This is a genomic window from Rhodococcus sp. IEGM 1409 (assembly GCF_030056735.1).
Classification (GTDB): domain Bacteria; phylum Actinomycetota; class Actinomycetes; order Mycobacteriales; family Mycobacteriaceae; genus Rhodococcus_F.
In genome coordinates this window covers 242,093-256,419 of sequence record NZ_JASHKN010000010.1, presented here as the reverse complement: position 1 = coordinate 256,419, position 14,327 = coordinate 242,093, and the positions used below count along the sequence as shown (strand labels likewise).

Annotated in this window: 14 protein-coding genes and 1 pseudogene; 10 read left to right on the top strand and 5 right to left on the bottom strand. The window is 62.9% G+C overall.

Features of this window, described 5'->3' with window-relative positions; translation table 11 throughout:
• Nucleotides 1-27 precede the first annotated feature (27 nt).
• The gene (locus tag QM716_RS24185; protein WP_283306666.1) at nt 28-1,710 is read left to right on the top strand and encodes a purine-cytosine permease family protein; all 1,683 of its coding nucleotides are present in this window, start codon (nt 28-30) and stop codon (nt 1,708-1,710) included.
• A 53-nt stretch (nt 1,711-1,763) separates the two neighbouring features.
• Here the strand turns inward: QM716_RS24185 and QM716_RS24180 are convergent, their stop codons facing one another.
• The gene (locus QM716_RS24180) at nt 1,764-3,155 is read right to left on the bottom strand and encodes an MFS transporter (protein ID WP_283306665.1); all 1,392 of its coding nucleotides are present in this window, start codon (nt 3,153-3,155) and stop codon (nt 1,764-1,766) included.
• Nucleotides 3,156-3,327: 172 nt separating this feature from the next.
• Between QM716_RS24180 and nhaA the strand changes: the two genes are divergently transcribed.
• Genes nhaA through QM716_RS24165 form a run of 3 tightly spaced genes read left to right on the top strand, consistent with a single transcriptional unit; the run spans nt 3,328 to nt 6,122 of the window.
• On the top strand, nt 3,328-4,662 hold the full coding sequence (gene nhaA / locus QM716_RS24175) for a Na+/H+ antiporter NhaA (RefSeq protein ID WP_502942131.1): 1,335 nt from the start codon (nt 3,328-3,330) through the stop codon (nt 4,660-4,662).
• Nucleotides 4,659-5,168 carry a phage holin family protein gene (locus QM716_RS24170; RefSeq protein WP_283306663.1) on the top strand — a complete coding sequence of 170 codons (510 nt, stop codon included), beginning with the start codon at nt 4,659-4,661 and terminating at the stop codon, nt 5,166-5,168. Before nhaA ends, QM716_RS24170 begins: the two co-directional genes overlap by 4 nt.
• Before the next feature lie 15 nt (nt 5,169-5,183).
• Nucleotides 5,184-6,122 carry an alpha/beta fold hydrolase gene (locus QM716_RS24165; RefSeq protein ID WP_283306662.1) on the top strand — a complete coding sequence of 313 codons (939 nt, stop codon included), beginning with the start codon at nt 5,184-5,186 and terminating at the stop codon, nt 6,120-6,122.
• Nucleotides 6,123-6,125: 3 nt separating this feature from the next.
• On the opposite strand, the gene QM716_RS24160 is transcribed toward QM716_RS24165, so the two are convergent.
• The 4 genes from QM716_RS24160 to nth are packed head-to-tail and all read right to left on the bottom strand — an operon-like array spanning nt 6,126 to nt 9,474.
• Nucleotides 6,126-7,316: a MarP family serine protease gene (locus tag QM716_RS24160; RefSeq protein ID WP_283306660.1), complete on the bottom strand. Its 1,191-nt coding sequence runs from the start codon at nt 7,314-7,316 to the stop codon at nt 6,126-6,128.
• Complete coding sequence (locus QM716_RS24155) at nt 7,313-8,032, bottom strand: NUDIX hydrolase (protein WP_283306659.1); 720 nt, start codon at nt 8,030-8,032, stop codon at nt 7,313-7,315. The genes QM716_RS24160 and QM716_RS24155 overlap by 4 nt, the downstream gene beginning before the upstream one ends.
• Complete coding sequence (locus QM716_RS24150) at nt 8,029-8,682, bottom strand: TlpA family protein disulfide reductase (RefSeq protein ID WP_283306658.1); 654 nt, start codon at nt 8,680-8,682, stop codon at nt 8,029-8,031. The genes QM716_RS24155 and QM716_RS24150 overlap by 4 nt, the downstream gene beginning before the upstream one ends.
• Nucleotides 8,683-8,688: 6 nt before the next feature.
• Nucleotides 8,689-9,474: an endonuclease III gene (gene nth, locus QM716_RS24145; protein ID WP_003943471.1), complete on the bottom strand. Its 786-nt coding sequence runs from the start codon at nt 9,472-9,474 to the stop codon at nt 8,689-8,691.
• An 80-nt stretch (nt 9,475-9,554) separates the two neighbouring features.
• Between nth and QM716_RS24140 the strand changes: the two genes are divergently transcribed.
• From QM716_RS24140 to QM716_RS24115, 6 genes and pseudogenes are all read left to right on the top strand, one after another.
• The gene (locus tag QM716_RS24140) at nt 9,555-9,827 is read left to right on the top strand and encodes a hypothetical protein (RefSeq protein ID WP_019746620.1); all 273 of its coding nucleotides are present in this window, start codon (nt 9,555-9,557) and stop codon (nt 9,825-9,827) included.
• 267 nt (nt 9,828-10,094) lie between these two features.
• On the top strand, nt 10,095-10,769 hold the full coding sequence (locus QM716_RS24135) for a Crp/Fnr family transcriptional regulator (protein ID WP_003943506.1): 675 nt from the start codon (nt 10,095-10,097) through the stop codon (nt 10,767-10,769).
• A gap of 128 nt (nt 10,770-10,897) precedes the next feature.
• Nucleotides 10,898-11,364: pseudogene (locus QM716_RS24130) on the top strand (nuclear transport factor 2 family protein).
• A gap of 15 nt (nt 11,365-11,379) precedes the next feature.
• Nucleotides 11,380-11,940 (top strand): TetR/AcrR family transcriptional regulator, encoded by a 561-nt coding sequence (locus tag QM716_RS24125; protein ID WP_283306657.1) that lies wholly within the window; start codon nt 11,380-11,382, stop codon nt 11,938-11,940.
• A 98-nt stretch (nt 11,941-12,038) separates the two neighbouring features.
• Nucleotides 12,039-13,331 carry a carboxylesterase family protein gene (locus QM716_RS24120; RefSeq protein WP_283306656.1) on the top strand — a complete coding sequence of 431 codons (1,293 nt, stop codon included), beginning with the start codon at nt 12,039-12,041 and terminating at the stop codon, nt 13,329-13,331.
• Between the two features lie 50 nt (nt 13,332-13,381).
• A complete protein-coding gene (locus QM716_RS24115; protein WP_283306655.1) occupies nt 13,382-14,308 on the top strand; it encodes a LysR substrate-binding domain-containing protein in 927 nt (308 codons plus the stop codon).
• Nucleotides 14,309-14,327 lie beyond the last annotated feature (19 nt).

Genomic DNA, 14,327 nt, shown 5'->3' with positions numbered 1-14,327 from the left:
GCACAGGCACCCAGGGGAAGTGACGTCATGACAGCAGTGAACGAGCAGGTGTCCGCAGTCGCGCCGGACAGGGCGAATCCCGGTCAGAACACCGCACTGAAGGAGACGCTGGAGGACTACACCCTCCGTTTTGCGCCACGCAGTTACCGCAAATGGGGAACTGGAGTCGTCGCGACGTCCGCACTCGGCGGAATCGCGTATCTCGCAGACTTCTCGATCGGCGCCAACATCGGCATCTCGTACGGCACCGGTAACGCGCTTCTGGGCATCGCAGTGTTTGCCGTCGTCATCATGGCCACGGGTTTCCCACTCGCCTACTACGCTGCGCGATACAACATCGACCTCGATTTGATCACGCGCGGAAGCGGTTTCGGATACTACGGTTCGGTTGTCACCAACGTCATCTTCGCGACGTTCACGTTCATCTTCTTCGCCCTCGAGGGTTCCATCATGGCCCAAGGTTTGAAACTGGGGCTCGGGATCCCACTCTCGATCGGGTACGCGGTCTCGACGCTGATGGTCATCCCACTGGTCATCTACGGCATGAAGGCTCTGGCAAAGCTCCAGGTATGGACGACGCCTTTGTGGCTCGTCATGATGGTGCTGCCGTTCCTGTATCTGCTGTTCAAACACCCTGATTCGGTGAGCGCGTTCTTCGCCTTCGGCGGTGAGGACGGCGCAAACGGCAAGGGTGTCAACTTCGGTTCGGTGATGCTGGCCGCGGGTGTCTGCCTGTCGCTGATCGCGCAGATCGCCGAGCAGATCGACTACTTGCGCTTCATGCCGCCCAAGACGCCGGAGAACACCCGTCGTTGGTGGGCTGCAGTAATTCTCGCCGGACCGGGCTGGGTCATCTTCGGTGCGTTCAAGCAGATCGTCGGACTGTTCCTCGCCGTGTACATCATCGCGAACGTCGTCGACGGATCTTCGATCGCCAACCAGCCCGTGCACCAGTTCCTCGAGATCTACCAGGACATGATGCCGCACTGGCTCGCCATGACGCTGGCCGTGATCCTCGTGGTCATCAGCCAGATCAAGATCAACGTCACCAACGCCTACTCCGGCTCACTGGCCTGGACCAACTCGTTCACCCGCGTCACCAAGACCTACCCGGGGCGCATGGTCTTCGTTCTGGTCAACCTGGCGATCGCACTGATCTTGATGGAAGCCAACATGTTCGACTTCCTCAACACGATCCTCGGATTCTACGCCAACTGCGGTATCGCCTGGGTCGTTGTCGTCGCCTCGGACATCGCGATCAACAAGTACTGGTTGAAGCTCTCCCCGAAGGTCCCCGAGTTCCGACGCGGGATGCTCTACGACGTCAATCCCGTCGGCTTCGTGTCGATGCTGCTGGCTGCGGGAGTTTCGATCCTGGTGTTCTTCGGCGCTTTCGGTTCGGCGATCAAGCCGTTCTCCCCGATCGTCGCCATCGTCATCGCGCTGGTCATGCCGCCGGTCCTGGCCGTCGCCACCAAGGGCAAGTACTACCTACGACGCACTGACGACGGCATCGATCTGCCGATGTTCGACGAGTACGGAAACCCCTCCGGTGAAACGCTTTTGTGCTGCGTCAGCGGAATCGAGTTCGAGCGTCCCGACATGCTCGCGTCCAATGTTCCCGGCCCGAACGGCGAGAAGCAGTACATCAGTTCCTTGGCACTGAGCACCGACAAGACCGGTGAGCACGTCCTGCCTGCCCAGCCCTGACACCTGCTGTGCGCCTTTTCGGTAGCCCCCACTACCAAAAAGGCGCACAGGGGCTACGCCCCTACATCATCGAGCGACTCACCCTTCGTCTCACGCATGACCAGCAGCGCAACAAAAGTCAGTGTCGCCGCTACGAGGAGATAAATGCCGACCCAACCGACGCCGTAGTTCTTGGCGAGGTAGACGGCGATGAACGGCGCCACCGCAGCGCCCAGAATGCTGGCAGTGTTGTACGCGATCCCCGAACCCGTGTAGCGGACGTTGGTCGGGAAGAGTTCCGGGAGAACGGCACTCATCGGTCCGAAGGTCAGGCCCATGAGCAGCATGCCCACGATGAGGAACGCCAACATGCGGCCGTCGTTCATTCCGTCCGGTTCGAGGAACACTCCGAAGGTCAAGCCGAACACCATGATCAGGCCGGTGATGATCAGCAGTGTGATCCGGCGCCCGTAACGGTCTGCGAGCCAACCGGAGACCGGCACGGCGGCAGCGAAGAACACGACTGCGATCAGCTGCAGGACAAGGAAATCGGTGTACTTGAAGCCGGCGCCGGTTCCGCCGTCGGCCGACGTCTTGCCGGTTCCGTGACTGAGCACCCAGGTGGTCATGATGTAGAAGAGCGTGTAGGTCGCGAGCATCACGAACGTACCGATGATCAGCTGACGCCAGCTGGTCTTGAACACCTCGGCGACCGGGGTCTTGACCTTCTCGCCGCGCTCGACTGCGCGCGCGAACACCGGGGTTTCCTCGAGCTTGAGCCGGACGTACAGGCCGATCATCACCATGATTGCGCTGAGCAGGAACGGAATTCGCCAACCCCAGCTCAGGAACGCGCCCTCGAGATCGGGGCTGGAATTGTCGTGGTTCATGAACAGCGTGATGATCAGGAACAGGCCGTTGGCCATGAAGAAGCCGATGGGTGCACCGAGTTGCGGCCACATCGCCGCCCAGGCCCGCTTGCCTTCCTTGGCCGTCTCGGTCGCGAGTAGAGCAGCACCCGACCATTCACCGCCGAGCCCGAGACCTTGGCAGAAACGCATGAGCGCCAACAACGCCGGGGCCAGCAGACCGATCTGGTGATAGGTGGGCAAAAGTCCGATGAGGAAGGTCGCGATGCCCATCGTCAGCAGCGAGCCGACCAGGGTTGCCTTACGACCCACCCGATCGCCGAAGTGTCCGAAGAGAATCGAGCCGAGGGGGCGGGCGACAAAAGCAAGACCGAAGGTCGCCAACGACGCGAGAAGCGCGGTGGTGTCGTTGCCCTTCGGGAAGAACAGGTGCGGGAACACCGATACTGCCGCTGTTGCATAGATGTAGAAGTCGTAGAACTCGATGGACGTACCCACCATGCTGGCAACCACGATTCGGCTGCGCGGCACTCCGGCGACGGTATCTGCGTCGCCGCCCTCAGGCTTGGGTGGATTCTCACTGACTGACGTGCTCAAAGCATGCTCCTGCGCCGTTATACGAAAATTGTCCAATTGGTGGGATGCTGTCCCAATCAGTAGGAATTGAACACCCGCGGGGTTTCGGGCGCAAATTCGGTTCGCAAATTCGGCTCAGCGAGCAATCCGCGATAAAATCCCGTAAAGGTGAGCCGGGAAGTCTGGTCGGCACGTGCATTCGATGCTTCACAACGTCGATCACGTTCATGTCTGTTGCATCCGAACTCGGGTGCACGAACGAAGGTCGTCCCCACGCGTGATCTCCACTCTGCGTTCCGAACTGTCCCGCTATCTCCGCACCGAAACGGTGGGCGGATCGATACTCCTGATCGCCGCTGCCGTCGCTCTGATCTGGGTGAACTCTCCTTTCGGTGAGAGCTACATCGCACTACGCGACTTCCAGATCGGCCCGTCCGCACTCCATCTCGACCTCAGCCTGGGTACGTGGGCGCAGGACGGACTGCTTGCCGTCTTCTTCTTCGTCGCCGGCCTCGAACTCAAACGCGAACTGGTGGTCGGCGAACTCGCGGACCGTAAAGCCGCGATGCTCCCGATCATCGCTGCGTGCGGCGGCGTCCTGGTCCCCGCGATCATCGCGGCGTCCATCGGCTTCGGCACACCCGGCATGGACAAGGGCTGGGCCATTCCCGTCGCGACGGACATCGCTTTCGCCCTCGGCGTGCTCGCGCTCACCGGCTCGAAGATCCCAGCGAGCGCCCGAGTTTTCCTGCTCAGCCTGGCCGTCGTCGACGATCTGCTCGCGATCATCCTCATCGCCGTACTGTTCACCGGTTCCCTCGCGATGTTGTGGCTGCTGACCGCGGCCGCCGCCCTGGCTACCTACGCCTACGCCCAACACAAACGCATCACGACGCCGTTCCTCTACGTCCCGCTGGCACTACTGACCTGGTATGCGATGCACGAAGCGGGGATACACGCCACACTCGCCGGCGTCGCGCTCGGCTTACTCACCCGGGTCAGGCGTGATCCGGACGAGGAGTACGCGCCGGGCAGCCGTCTCGAGCACCGCATTCAGCCGTACTCCGCAGGCTTCTGCGTCCCCGTCTTCGCACTGTTCGCCTCCGGTGTTCCGATCAGCGCCGCGGTACTCGGCGACATTTTCACCGACCCAGTGGGGCAATCGGTTGTCGTCGGTCTTCTGGTCGGCAAAACCGTCGGAATCTTCGGGATTTCCCTGCTCGCGATCAAATTGGGGATAGCAACCAAACCCAAGACACTGGAATTGAGAGACATGTTTGCCCTCTCAGTTCTCGGTGGCATCGGGTTCACCGTTAGCCTGCTTGTAGCAGACCTCGCATTGGACGGGGTCGGCGATGGCAGCGAGGCCGAGATAGCGAAGGCCGCAGTTCTCGTGACATCGTTGGTGGCATCGCTGATCGGATCAGCGCTGCTGTGGCGACGTGGACGGGTTCATGCGGCTCGAGACGACGCTTCCACCGCCATTGCCACGGACGCGAGAGAACTACCTGGAGAGGTCGACAAGTGAGCTTGACCAACGGAGAGAGCCAGCGCTTCACCGGAGATGGAGTACCGAACACGGTCTCTTCCATCCCTCTCACCGATGTGGACGCCCGCACGCCGGGCGAGGCCACCATCGGGGCCCTCGTCAAGGATGCGACCGCACAGGTCTCCACCCTCGTGCGCGCCGAGGTTGAACTCGCCAAGGCCGAGGTCACGGGCGAGGTCAAGAAGGGCCTGCAGGGCAGTGTCTTCTTCATCCTGGCCTTCACAGTTCTGCTGTTCAGCTCGTTCTTCTTCTTTTTCTTCCTGGCCGAGATGCTCGACATCTGGGTGCCGCGCTGGCTGGCGTTCCTCATCGTCTTCCTGATCATGGTGGTGACCACCGCGATTCTGGCGCTGCTCGGTTATCTGCGCGTGCGCAAGCTGAGGGCTCCGGAGAAGACGATCGAATCGCTCAAGCAGGCCAGGAACGTCATCCCCGGCAGCCATGACGACGCAAAGCCGTCCGTCGATTTCAACGCGCGCCGGTAGCGAGTCTGATCGAAAGTGGCAGCCCCAGATCCATCCACCGTCAGGTTCGACGGCCCCTGGATTCACCGGGACATTCACGCCAACGGCATCCGGTTTCACGTCGTCGAGGTAGGCGACGCGGAGCCGGATGCTCCGTTGGTGGTCTTGTTGCACGGATTCGCCGATTTCTGGTGGTCCTGGCGCCATCAGCTCACGGCACTGTCCGAGCAGGGCTTCCGCGTCGTCGCGATGGATCTTCGTGGGTACGGCGATTCCGACAAACCCCCTCGCGGCTACGACGGTTGGACGCTCGCCGGTGACGTAGCCGGCCTCATTCGTGCGATGGGTTACGGCAAGGCCACGCTGATCGGTCATGCCGACGGAGGTTTGGTGTGTTGGGCGACCGCCCTCCTGCATCCACGCCTGGTGCGGTCGATCGCGCTGATCTCGTCACCACACCCGATGGCGCTCAAGCAAGCCGTCGTCCGTGACCCCTATCAGCGCCGGGCACTGTTGCGCTCGTTCCTGGCCTACCAGGTACCGCTACGCCCGGAACGACGACTGACGGCCGACAAGGGCGCCGAGGTGGAGCGCCTCGTTCGCTCGAGGTCCGGCCCCACTTGGCCGCAGCAACCCGAGTTCGCGGACGTCATGAGCAAGATGCGATCCGCGATCCGGATCCCAGGCGTCGCGCATTCGACGTTGGAGTACCAGCGCTGGGCCTTCCGCAGCCAACTCCGCCCCGAAGGGCGTCGCTTCATGAAGTTGATGGATCAGGTGCTTCGCATCCCGATCCTCCAGATCCACGGCGAACTGGACCCGTACGTCCTGACGCGCACCGTGCGTCGCGACCGGCACTGGGCGCCGACCGAGAAACTCCACACCATCCCCGGAGTCGGCCACTACGCACATCAGGAAGCCCCGGAGCGCGTCAACAGCACGCTCCTGCACTTCCTGACCGACGAGCCTTCCTGACCGCTACAAAATGCAGGCGCCGGTCGGCACGGGGGTCGAGGCCGAGGCAGCCGCGTTCAACTGACGCGAGACTTCCTGCGCGGTGAGGACAAATCCGGTGTCACTGTCGTCGACGGCAGCGCCGAACACGACGCCGAGGACCCGCCCCTGATCGTCGACCATCGGTCCACCCGAGTTGCCCTGTCTGATGGATCCGCGAACGGTGTAGACCTCGCGCTGGGTGGTTCCGGCCTTGTAGATGTCCGGCCCGTTCAGGTTCAGGACCTCACGAACGCGGGCTGCGCTGGCCGTGTACGGACCACCACCGGGGTAGCCGAGCACCAGCGCGTTGTCGCCGGTCTGAGCCTGCTCCGGAGCAAATGGCAACACCGGCGCGTCCAATCCGGGAACCGCCAGAATCGCGATGTCGACGGCGGAGTCGAAGAGAACCACCTGTGCGGGCAGTGCGCCCTCCATGGTGTCCACCGTGATGCTCTCGGTTCCGGCCACCACGTGTGCGTTGGTCATGACGCGTTCGGGAGCGACGATGAATCCGGATCCCTCGAGCGCGCGCTGGCAACTCGGCGCGACGCCGTTGATGCGTAGAACGCTCGGACGCAACTGCGCCGCCAACGGACTGGCCAGAACGCTCGCGTCGGGTGCTTCCACCTCGGTGATGGGCGTGCGCCCGAACGGGCCGATGACGTCCGGCAGGCCGGAGGTGTCGAGCAACGCCGAAAACTCGGTCGGGATGCGGCGCAGCCACTGCGGCGCCACTTCGTCCACACTGGCGAGAACATCCGAACCACGAACAGCGGCGGCAATATTCGGCTGCGACGAAGAAGTGAGCGGAATTGCGAGCAACCACGCCGCGACCACGACGGCCACCGCCTGTAGGCCCGCACCGATGACGCTGTCGACGGACCTCGCGGTCGGACTGTGCATTCCGCTGCGCGCTGCGCGTCCGAGCACCATGCCGGCGACCTCGCCGATGATGACCAACACCACGATCAGCGAGATGCCCGCGAGGATGCGCAGTTTGCCTTCGGTGACGTGCACGAGCAGGTGCGGCGCCAACAGAATTCCGGCGACGGCACCGAGGATCACGCCGACAAACGCCAGCGCCGACGCCACCGCGCCCTGACGCCATCCGGACGTGGCCGCGATGAGAGCGACCAGAACGATGGCGATGTCCACCCAACGAGAACCTGTCATCGCGGCACCGCCGAATCCTCGACACCTTCACCGAACTCGGACAGCGCTGTGTCCAGGTCTCTCACGTCCTCGTAGTTCCATGGAATCTCCCAGCCGGACACCGTGAACAGCGCCGCGAGGATTCCTGCTGTGAACCCCCAGACCAGCATGCCGTCGGCGCGGAACGCCGGGCCCTGATATCCGAGGGGATGGCGAACCTGAAACCGGTTGTCGGGGTCGAGCAACGTGCGCAGCGGCACCCTCGCCACCCGTCCGACCTCACCCTCGTCCTGAATGCCCACTGTCGTCGGCTGCTCCCAGTAGCCGAGCACCGGCGTCACGTCGAAACCTGACGGCGGGATGAAGATTTCCGGCAGCACGGCGAGCGGCTGAACACCGCTCGGCTCGAGCCCGGTCTCCTCCTGCGCTTCACGCAGCGCGGTGCCGATGGGACCGTCGTCGCCCGGGTCTGCTGCGCCGCCGGGGAATGCGACCTGTCCGCTGTGCTGACGCATCGTCGACGCCCGCTGAGTCAGCAAGACGTCTGCGCCCTCGGGCAATCCGCCGACGGCCAGAGGATCGGCCTCGCGAGGTCCGCCGAAGAGGACGAGCACCGCGGCCGGACGCGTCACGGTGCCGCGCGGCGCGCGACGCTCGAGGACGGGGTTGATCCGGTGGGGATCGGTGGGTTGGGTGCTGGCGACAGCGCGCAACCACTCGGGAACCGGTGTGCTCATACGACGACTCCCAGATATTGCGCCGCAGCGGCGGCGATTTCGTCCGCACTGCGGAAAGGTTGGGGCAAGACCTTGGCGACTGTTCCATCTGCGCGCACGAGCACCGACACCGGCAGCACCGGCGGTGCGCCCACCGCGATCCGCACCTTGCCGTCACCGTCCTGGACGCCGGGCAAACGCACCGAGTAGTCGATGAGTCGCGTCAAAGCGTTCTCCTGATTCGGATCGGAATGCACAGTCAGCACGTTGATGCTGCCGTCGGCGCGCTCCGCGAATTCCTGAAGGTACGGAAGCTCTTCGGCGCACGGCGCACACCAGTACGCCCACAGATTGAGCAGAGTCGGCTTTCCGCCCACCGTTGCGGCAAGGTCGACGGGCGCTCCGTCGGACACGCAGTCGAGGGTGATTCCGGCAAGAGCCGAGCCGGCAGGCGCTTCGCCCGTCGGAGTCGGGCAAGGGGCCAGAGCCGCCTGGCTACGGAGTTGATCGAGCGATTCCGACGACGGAGTGAACGTCGGCGGCTGATACGCGGACGAGGACGGACCCGTCGACGTAGGCGTCGTGTCGTCCCCACCGCGGGGCCAGATCGCCACGACGAGAGCGGCGACGACCACGAGCGCAGCGAGAGACCATCTTCCAGCACTTGTCATCAGCGATCACAACCCTGCCAGGGCGAGCAGATGGTCGGTCTCGGGGCCTTTCACCAGGGCCGCGGCCTCGGTTTTGTCGGTCGGGCCGAGACCGTACGACGGGCAGTCCTTGGCCAGAACACATACTCCGCACGCCGGCTTGCGCGCGTGGCAGACCCGTCGGCCGTGGAAGATCACGCGATGCGAGAGCAGCGTCCATTCCTTACGTTCGATCAGTGCCCCGACGGCGTGTTCCACTTTGACGGCGTCTTCTTCCTCGGTCCATTTCCACCGCCGCACGAGCCGACCGAAGTGGGTGTCGACGGTGATTCCCGGAATGTCGAAGGCATTGCCCAGCACGACGTTCGCGGTCTTGCGTCCGATGCCTGGGAGTTTCACCAGATCTTCGAGCTTGTTCGGGACCTGACCGTCGTGGCGTTCGAGTAGCGCCTGACCGAGCCCGATCAACGACGTCGTCTTGTTCCGGTAGAAGCCGGTGGAGCGGATGTACTCCTCGAGTTCGGTCCGATCGGCTTCCGCGTATGCCTTGGCATCGGGATAACGCGCGAACAGCGCGGGCGTAACCATGTTGACGCGGACGTCCGTGCACTGCGCCGACAGGATTGTCGCCACTGCCAGCTCCAACGGTGTCGTGAAGTCGAGTTCGCAATACACGTGCGGAAATGCCACGGCGAGCTCACGATTCATCCGACGCGCCCGGCGTACCAATCCGAGGTGTGATTCTTCTTTCCGCGCACCCCCCGAACGCGGTTTCTTCCGCTGCTCTGAACTGCCTGTCGGGGTGGTCTGCACTCAGACAACTGTACGGATACGACATGAGTGGAGACTCCGTCGTGTCGATTCTGAGACCTTCGACGTGTTTACTTCCCCCTATGCAAGGACTCGCAGTAATTCTCTTTCCGCTACTGCTGATGCTCTTTGCCCTGGCGATGGAACGAGTCGAAGGGCGATTGCGTCGGCTCTCGGTTCAAGAGCACGAAGTAGAAGACTTCCTCGATCAGGCAAGTCACGACGACGTCGCCCGCCTGGCAAGCGATGGGTTTCCCCATGCTTTCGCTCGCTTCCACCGGAAGCGGAAGGGCCGTCAGTCGGAGGCTCCCGAAAGCGCCAGCCTGGGCGAAATCCGGACACAACGGGCAAGTTGACGGCCATACAAACTAGTCATCACGGCAGATTCCGGAAGAATTTTCGGCTCTTACGTGGCATCAATCACTCGTCGCGAGCTATCGGGACGTAGACTTCGATGCCGTACCTGTTGCATTGAACACAGATTGCATTGGACACAGTGTCTCACTCACAGTCTCACTCGTGAGGGCTGAGCCTGTGTACGACGGTTTGTGCGCAGCGCGGGTACAAAGATAGATAGCGCAAAAATGACACCACAAACGAACAAATCCCAACAAGGAGCGCACGTGGACGACGTCCTGGCAAGAGCCGGCATCTTCCAAGGAGTCGAGCCCTCAGCGGTAGCGGCGCTGACAAAGCAGCTGCAGCCCGTCGACTTCCCCCGTGGACATGTCATCTTCAACGAAGGTGAACCCGGTGACCGCCTGTACATCATCGTGTCCGGCAAGGTGAAGATCGGTCGACGCTCACCCGACGGTCGCGAGAACCTGCTGACGATCATGGGCCCGTCCGACATGTTCGGCGAACTGTCCATCTTCGACCCCGGTCCCCGCACCTCGACGGCTACGACCGTCACCGAGGTTCGCGCCGTGAGCATGGACCGCGACGCTCTCAAGGCATGGATCCAGCAGCGCCCCGAGATCGCCGAGCAGCTGCTGCGCGTTCTCGCCCGCCGACTGCGTCGTACCAACAACACCCTGGCCGACCTGATCTTCACGGACGTTCCCGGCCGTGTCGCCAAGGCACTCCTGCAGCTCGCGCAGCGCTTCGGCACTCAGGAAGGTGGCGCCCTGCGCGTCACTCACGACCTCACGCAGGAAGAGATCGCCCAGCTCGTCGGCGCTTCCCGCGAGACCGTCAACAAGGCGCTCGCCGATTTCGCACACCGCGGATGGCTGCGCCTCGAAGGCAAGAGCGTCTTGATCTCGGATTCCGAGCGTCTGGCTCGTCGCGCACGCTAGTTCTTCCTGTTCGACTTTGTCGGCCGCTCCCACTTCGGTGGGGGCGGCCGAAATCGTTTCTGGACTTTGATTGTACCTATCAGTACAGTTTGTACCGATAGGTACACGTTGAATCGAGAGGCCGCACCATGACCGTCCGAGCGCCCATTCCGCCCTTCACCCACGAAACCGCCGCCCTGAAGGTCCGCCTCGCCGAGGACGGATGGAACTCGCGCGATCCACACAAGGTATCGCTGGCCTACACGCCGGACAGTTGGTGGCGTAATCGGGCGACGTTCGTCACCGGCCGATCCGAGATCGTCGAACTTCCGAGAAGTGGACCCGCGAGCTGGACTACCGGTTGATCAAAGAGTTGTGGGCACACAGCGACGACCGCATCGCCGTGCGATTCGCGTACGAGTGGCACGATCACGACGGGCAGTGGTTCCGCGCCTACGGCAACGAGAACTGGGAATTCGCCGCGGACGGCCTCATGCACCACCGTCATGCCAGCATCAACGACGTCCCCATCAAGGAGTCCGAGCGAAAGTTCTTCTGGAATTCGACCGGACCACGCCCGCACGATCATCCGAGCCTGAGCGAGTGGGGTCTGTGATGAAAGGATGAATCCATGGCCAGACAGGTAGCTGAACGCTCGGACACGATCCCCGCTCTCGCGAACGTGTTTCGAACCTACGGGTTCGACGGAGCAAGCCTGGCCGTCATCACCGAACACACCGGTTTGGGCAAAGGCAGTCTCTACAACTTCTTTCCGCGCGGGAAGGAAGAGATGGCCGAGGCCGTGCTCGACGAGGTCGACGGATGGTTTCGCACCGAAGTCTTCGAACCGCTTCGAGCAGAGTCGGTTCCACCGAGGCAGCGCATCCAGAGCATGTTCGCTACCGTGGCCGACTACTTTCGGTCAGGGCAACGCATTTGCCTGTTCGGCGCATTTGCACTCGGTGAAGAGCGAACCCGATTCGGCGCCAGGGTGCGAACCTACTTCGACGAATGGACAGTCGCTCTCGAGGCGGCACTCGTCGGTGCCGAAAATTCCATCGGACTCGCCGAAGAAGCTGTGGCCGGAATCCAAGGCGCGATAGTGATGTCCCGAGCCCTGGACGACGGTGCCGTGTACACCCGAGTGACGACGCGACTCGAAGATCGACTGGCACAGGCACTCACGCCGTAACGCATACCGCACGACCACAAAGGCATTTGTGCCGCGGCATCCACCTGGCATGCTCGAAAAGGCATGTCCGAAACGACAGCACAAGAAGAAAGGAACCCATGTCCTCGTCCGAGACGGTGATCGCATCCACAACTTCGGGGAAGATCCGCGGCCGAAAGCGTGACGGTTCCTACTACTTCGGTGCGATCCCCTACGCCCGCGCACCGCGCTTCGAGAAGCCGCGGCCGGTGGAACCGTTCTCCGACGTCTTCGACGCCACAGCGCTTGGAACGGTGTTCCCCCAACCACCTTCACGACTCGAACGCATCATGGGGCCACCGCTCCCCGAACCGAAGCAGAGCGAGGACAGCTTCACCGTCACCGTCACAACCCCGTCGCTGACCGGTCATCGCCCGGTGATGGTGTGGCTGCACGGTGGCGGCTATTCCAGTGGCGGCGGCTCCCTCCCCTGGTACGACGGCGGCGCTTTGTCAGCTGAGGGCGACGTCGTCGTAGTGTCGGTCAACTACCGCGTCGGCGTGCTCGGATACCTCCTCCTCGACGGCGTCAGCGAAGGCAATCTCGGGGTCCACGATCAGATCGCGGCGCTCGAGTGGGTACGCGAGAACATCGAGGCATTCGGCGGTGACCCAGACTCGGTCACCGCATTCGGCCAGTCGGCCGGCGCTCATTCCATCGTTAACCTGTTGAACAGTAACAATTCTCGAACTCTGTTCCATCGAGCAATTCTGCAGAGTACCCCGCGACCGGATCTCAACTTCACGCAGTCTGCGGCGATCGAGAACGGCGAGACGTTTGCCCGACTGCTCGACGGAGATCCTCGGACCGCGACACTCTCCTGCATTCTCGACGCATTCCGCAGCACGGCAATCGAGTTCAGCCGACGTTCCCCCAATGTCGTGCAACCGCCCTTCGCACCGATTTCCGAGCTGGGACCGGTGGCCCGAACTTTCGAGTCAGCGCCGGACGTCATCGTGGGCTACACCCGAGACGAGGGATCCGCTTTCCTGCGCGGCGTCGCGGGAGTACCCGACCCCGACCGTATCGCCGAAAAGGCACTGACACAGAACATGTTTGCCGAACCGACGATGGAGCTGGCCGACGCCTTCACAGAGATCGGTGCGTCGGTGTACACGTATCGCTTCGACTGGGCACCGACGGACGACGTCTTCGGAGCCACTCACTGCATCGAACTACCCTTCGTGTTGGGAACCGACCAGTCATGGGAGGGCTCACCGATGCTGGGCAGCAGTGACTGGCAGAGCATCGACGCACTGGGCCGTCGGATGCGCCGGCACTGGACGTCGTTTGCACACACGGGAAGTCCGGACAGCAGCGAAACCTGGGAGAAGTACACCTCGGCCCAACCGATCGGAATCACCTTCTCCTGAGCAACTTCGGGCGCCTACCCACTCGCGGTAATCCCGTCTAGGATTGCTCCATGGACATGCCCAAGCTCCTCGACGGGCGACTCAAACTCCGCCACCTACTGCTCGTCGACGCATTGAGCCGTCAGGGCAGTGTTGTCGGCGCCGCTGCCGCACTTCACATCACGCAACCCGTCGCAACCCGCAGTCTGCACGACATCGAGTCCATTCTCGGTGTCTCACTCTTCGACCGCGGCCCACGCGGAATCACCCCGACCATTTTCGGCGAGGCCTTCACCACTCATGCGCGGGCCGTGATCGCGCAGCTGACCGAAGCGGGGCGGCACGTCGTCGAACTTGCCGATGCCAATCGCGGAACCGTCATCGTGGGAACACATCTCGCCGGATCCAACGTGCTGCTTCCCGGCGCAATCGCGCGCCTGAAGGTTCACCACCCGCTGCTCACAGTCGTGGTGCGCGAAGGCACGCCCGAACAGTTGCTCACCGATCTGGAAGCGGGCCGGATCGACCTGATCGTCGGCCGGCTCACCTCACCTACCGATGACACCGCGATAAGACGGAACCTCTACGCGGAGTCCGTCGAACTCGTCACCCGCGTGGATCACCCGCTCGCTCACCGCGAGGACGTCCAACTCGAAGAACTACGCGGCTTCCCTTGGATCCTGCCCGGGGTCGAGACAGTGCTCCGCCGTGAGCTCGAGGAGTTCTTCGCCCGCAACGGCCTGCCGTTGCCCGAAAATCGCGTCGAGGCAACCTCTTTCCTCACCGTGCGCCAGCTGCTTGTCGAGACCGACATGATCGCGGTACTACCGAGTCTCATCCCCCGCGACGACGCACGCTTGACCACCCTGTCCATCACACTCGATCCGATCGGGCACAGCGTCGGTATCACCTCGTCGGCGACTCGCACGTCGAGCCCGTCCGCGCAGGCCCTGATCGCGACGCTGGAGTCCTTTGCAGCTGAGCTCATGCGACCGTGAAACGCCGATCGGCCCGTTC